Consider the following 3,753-nt stretch of genomic DNA (forward strand, 5'->3'; position numbering starts at 1 on the left):
CCCGCCTGACGAGGGGGCCGGAGCTGGCCGCGGCCGTCGCCGCCCAGCTCGCCCTGCTGGCGCTGCTCCGTCCCGGCCACGCGGGCCTGGCCGTGGGCGTCGGGTACGCGCTGGCGTCGTGGGCGCTGCTGAGCGCCGCGTTCCGGCGGCGGCGGGCGCTGGGGCCGGCCGATCACGTGACGCTGGCGCGGGTGGTCCTCACCGGGGGTGTCGCGGCGCTGGTCGCGGGGCATCTCACCGGTGACGCCGGCGTCTGGCCGCTGGTCGCGGCCGCTTCCGCGGCCCTCGTGCTGGACGGCGTCGACGGTCGGGTCGCACGGCGCACCGGGACGGTGTCCAGGCTCGGGGCGCGGTTCGACATGGAGACCGACGCGGTCCTGGTGCTGGTGCTGAGCGTCGAGGTCGCGCGGACGGCCGGCCTGTGGGTGCTGGCGATCGGGGCGATGCGGTACGCGTTCGGCGCGGCGGCCTGGACGGCGCCGTGGCTGCGCGCGGACCTGCGGCCGAGCGTCGCGCGCAAGGCCGTCGCCGTGGTGCAGGGGGTGGCGCTGGTCGTCGCGGCGTCGGGCGTCGTGCCGCACCCGGGCGCGCTCGCGGCGGCGGCGCTGGCGCTGCTGGTGTGGTCCTTCGGACGGGACGTGGCGTGGCTGGCGAAGCGGCGGCACGCGGCCGATCGTGCGACCGCCGCCGCCGCCGGAGAGGCTCAAGGTGGTCAGGAGAACCGGACGACCCGGGGGAGGGGCACGGATGGAGCGCGACGCGCGCGCCTTCTGGATCCGGTCGCCAGGTGAGGGCGAGATCCGCGATGTCGTCCTCCCCGAGCCGGGGCCGGGGGAGGTGCTCGTCCGGACGCTGTTCTCGGGCGTGAGCCGCGGCACCGAGGCGATCGTGTTCCGCGGCGGCGTCCCGCCGAACCAGCACGCCGTCATGCGGGCGCCGTTCCAGGACGGGGCGTTCCCCGGGCCGGTCAAGTACGGGTACCTCAATGTCGGCGTGGTCGAGCACGGCCCCGCCGAGCTGGCCGGCCGCACGGTGTTCTGCCTCTATCCGCACCAGACCCGGTACGTCGTCCCGGCGAGCGCGGTCAGCGCCGTCCCGGACGAGGTGCCGCCGGAGCGGGCGATCCTCGCCGGGACGGTGGAGACGGCCGTGAACGCGCTGTGGGACGCGGCGCCGCTCGTCGGCGACCGCATCGCCGTGGTCGGCGCCGGGATGGTCGGCTGCTCGGTCGCCGGCGTCCTCGCGGGCTTCCCGGGATGCCGGGTCCAGCTGGTCGACACCGACCCGTCCCGCGCGGACGTCGCGCGGGCGCTCGGCGTCGGGTTCGCCCATCCCGACCGGGCCGAGGGCGGCTGCGACCTGGTCGTCCACGCCAGCGCGTCCGAGGCCGGGCTCGCCCGGTCGCTGGAGCTGCTCGCACCGGAGGGGGAGGTGATCGAGCTGAGCTGGTACGGCGACCGGCGGGTCAGCGTCCCGCTGGGGGAGTTCTTCCACTCGCGGCGGCTGGCGATCCGGGGCAGCCAGGTCGGCGCCGTGCCGCCGGCCCGCCGGTCGCGCCGCGGCTTCGCCGACCGGATCGCGCTCGCGCTGCGGCTGCTCGCCGACCCCGCGTTCGGCGAGCTGATCACCGGGGAGAGCCCGTTCGCCGAGCTGCCGCGGCTGATGCCGCGCCTCGCGGGCGGCGAGCAGCCCGCCCTGTGCCACCGGATCGCCTACCGAGGCTGATCGCCTCACGAGATCGCTACCGAGGAGGACGTTCGTTGTTCGCCATCACCGTCCGCGACCACGTCATGATCGCGCACAGCTTCCGCGGCGAGGTCTTCGGGCCCGCGCAGCACCTGCACGGCGCGACGTTCGTGGTGGACGCGACCTTCCGCCGGGCCGAGCTCGACCCGGACGGCATCGTCGTCGACATCGGGCTCGCCACCAGCGAGCTCGGCGAGGTCCTGGGCGCGCTGAACTACCGCAACCTGGACGAGGAGCCGGACTTCGCCGGGGTCAACACCTCGACGGAGTTCCTCGCCAAGGTCATCGCCGACCGGCTCGCCGACCGGGTGCGCGCCGGCGCGCTCGGCGCGAACGCCGCCGGCCTGGCCGGCATCACGGTGACGCTGCACGAGTCGCACGTCGCCTGGGCCAGCTACGAGCGTGAGCTGTGACGTCCCGCGAGGTGTGCGTGGTCGTCCCGGCCGGCGTCGACGCCGCCGCCGCCCCGAGCGGCGGCAACCGGTACGACCGGCGGCTGTGCGAGGAGCTCGCGGCGTCCGGGCGCCCCGTCCGGGAGGTGGCGGTGCCCGGCGCGTGGCCGCGGCCGGACCGGGCGGCCCGCGCCGGTCTCGGACGCGCGCTGGCCGCGCTGCCCGGGGGATCCGTCGTGCTGATGGACGGGCTGGTGGCGTGCGGCGTCCCGGAGATCGTCGTCCCGGAGGCGGCGCGGCTGCGGCTCGCCGTCCTCGTCCACCTCCCGCTCGCGGACGAACCCGGGCAGGGCGATCTCAACGCGGGCGAGCGCGAGGTGCTGGAGGCGGCCGGGGCCGTAGTCGCGACGAGCCCGTGGGCCCGGGACCACCTGATCGCCCACCACGGCCTGGAGCCGTCCCGCGTCCACGCCGTCGCCCCGGGCACCGACCCGGCGCCGCTCGCGTCCGGCACCGACGGCGCGGCGCGCCTGCTGTGCGTGGCGTCGGTGACCCCGCGCAAGGGGCACGACGTCCTCGTGGAGGCGCTCGCCACCATCGCGCACCTGTCCTGGGACTGCGAGTGCGTCGGGCCGCTGGGCGGCGACCCGGAACACGTCGCGCGGGTCCGCCGGCTGATCGGCGGGCACCGCCTCGACGGGCGCGTCGAGCTGACGGGTCCGCTGACCGGGAAGCGGCTGGACGACGCCTACGCCGGAGCCGACCTGCTCGTCCTGGCGTCCCGCGCGGAGACGTTCGGGATGGTGGTGACCGAGGCGCTGGCGCGCGGCGTCCCGGTGCTCGCGACCTCGGTGGACGGGGTCCCGGACACGCTGGGGTGGGACCCGTCCGGGGCCGTCCCCGGCATGCTCGTCCCGCCGGACGACCCCGTCGCGCTGGGCGCGGCGCTGCGCCGCTGGCTCGTCGAACCGGAGCTGCGCGACCGGCTGCGCGCCTCCGCCCGGCTGCGGCGCGGCATGCTGCCCGGCTGGGACGACACCGCCCGCCGCATGGGAACCGTCTTGTCGAAGCTACGAAGGGAGGCGCCGTGACGGGGGTCGAGGCGCAGGGAGACGCTGTGACGGAGTTCGATCCATCCTGGCTGGAGCTGCGCGAGGGCGCGGACGCTACGGCGCGGGCCACGGAGCTGCTCGACCCGCTCCGCGCCGCGCTCCCGGCGGACGGGCCCCTGGTCATCTGGGACCTCGGATGCGGCACCGGCTCCCAGGGGCGCTGGCTTTCCGGGCGGCTGCGCGGCCCGCAGCACTGGATCCTGCACGACGCCGACCCGCGCCTGCTCGACCGCGCCCGCGCGAGCGAGTACACGACCGCCGACGGGACGCCCGCGACGGTCGAGACGCGCGCGGGCGGCATCGGCGAGCTCCGCGCGTCCGACCTGGTGGGCGCGTCGCTGGTCACCGCGTCCGCGCTGCTGGACGTGCTCACCGCCGCCGAGGTCGAGGCGATCGCCGCCGCGGCCGCCTGCCCGGCGCTGCTCACCCTGTCGGTCGTCGGGCGCGTCCGGCTCTCCCCGCCCGAGCCGCTCGACGCCGAGTTCGCCGCCGCCTTCGACGCC

4 protein-coding genes and 1 pseudogene are annotated in these 3,753 nt (G+C 77.1%); all 5 read left to right on the top strand.

Annotation, left to right across the window (positions count from 1 at the left end; genetic code table 11):
* Positions 1 to 5: 5 nt before the first annotated feature.
* Positions 6 to 791 (top strand): CDP-alcohol phosphatidyltransferase family protein, encoded by a 786-nt coding sequence (locus tag AB0K37_RS40840; protein ID WP_363991263.1) that lies wholly within the window; start codon positions 6 to 8, stop codon positions 789 to 791.
* Complete coding sequence (locus AB0K37_RS40845; RefSeq protein ID WP_363991255.1) at positions 748 to 1,725, top strand: zinc-binding alcohol dehydrogenase; 978 nt, start codon at positions 748 to 750, stop codon at positions 1,723 to 1,725. Before AB0K37_RS40840 ends, AB0K37_RS40845 begins: the two co-directional genes overlap by 44 nt.
* 35 nt (positions 1,726 to 1,760) lie before the next feature.
* Positions 1,761 to 2,159: a 6-carboxytetrahydropterin synthase gene (locus AB0K37_RS40850; RefSeq protein ID WP_363991258.1), complete on the top strand. Its 399-nt coding sequence runs from the start codon at positions 1,761 to 1,763 to the stop codon at positions 2,157 to 2,159.
* A complete protein-coding gene (locus AB0K37_RS40855; protein WP_363991260.1) occupies positions 2,156 to 3,229 on the top strand; it encodes a glycosyltransferase family 4 protein in 1,074 nt (357 codons plus the stop codon). The genes AB0K37_RS40850 and AB0K37_RS40855 overlap by 4 nt, the downstream gene beginning before the upstream one ends.
* 26 nt (positions 3,230 to 3,255) lie before the next feature.
* A pseudogene (locus tag AB0K37_RS40860) lies at positions 3,256 to 3,753 on the top strand (SAM-dependent methyltransferase); the annotation flags it as partial.

Source organism: Actinomadura sp. NPDC049753, from assembly GCF_040674655.1.
Classification (GTDB): domain Bacteria; phylum Actinomycetota; class Actinomycetes; order Streptosporangiales; family Streptosporangiaceae; genus Spirillospora; species Spirillospora verrucosospora.

Bases quoted from the DNA above. Each gene is read 5' to 3' on its own strand.
- AB0K37_RS40845 (WP_363991255.1), top strand. From the start codon at position 748: ATGGAGCGCGACGCGCGCGCCTTCTGGATCCGGTCGCCAGGTGAGGGC.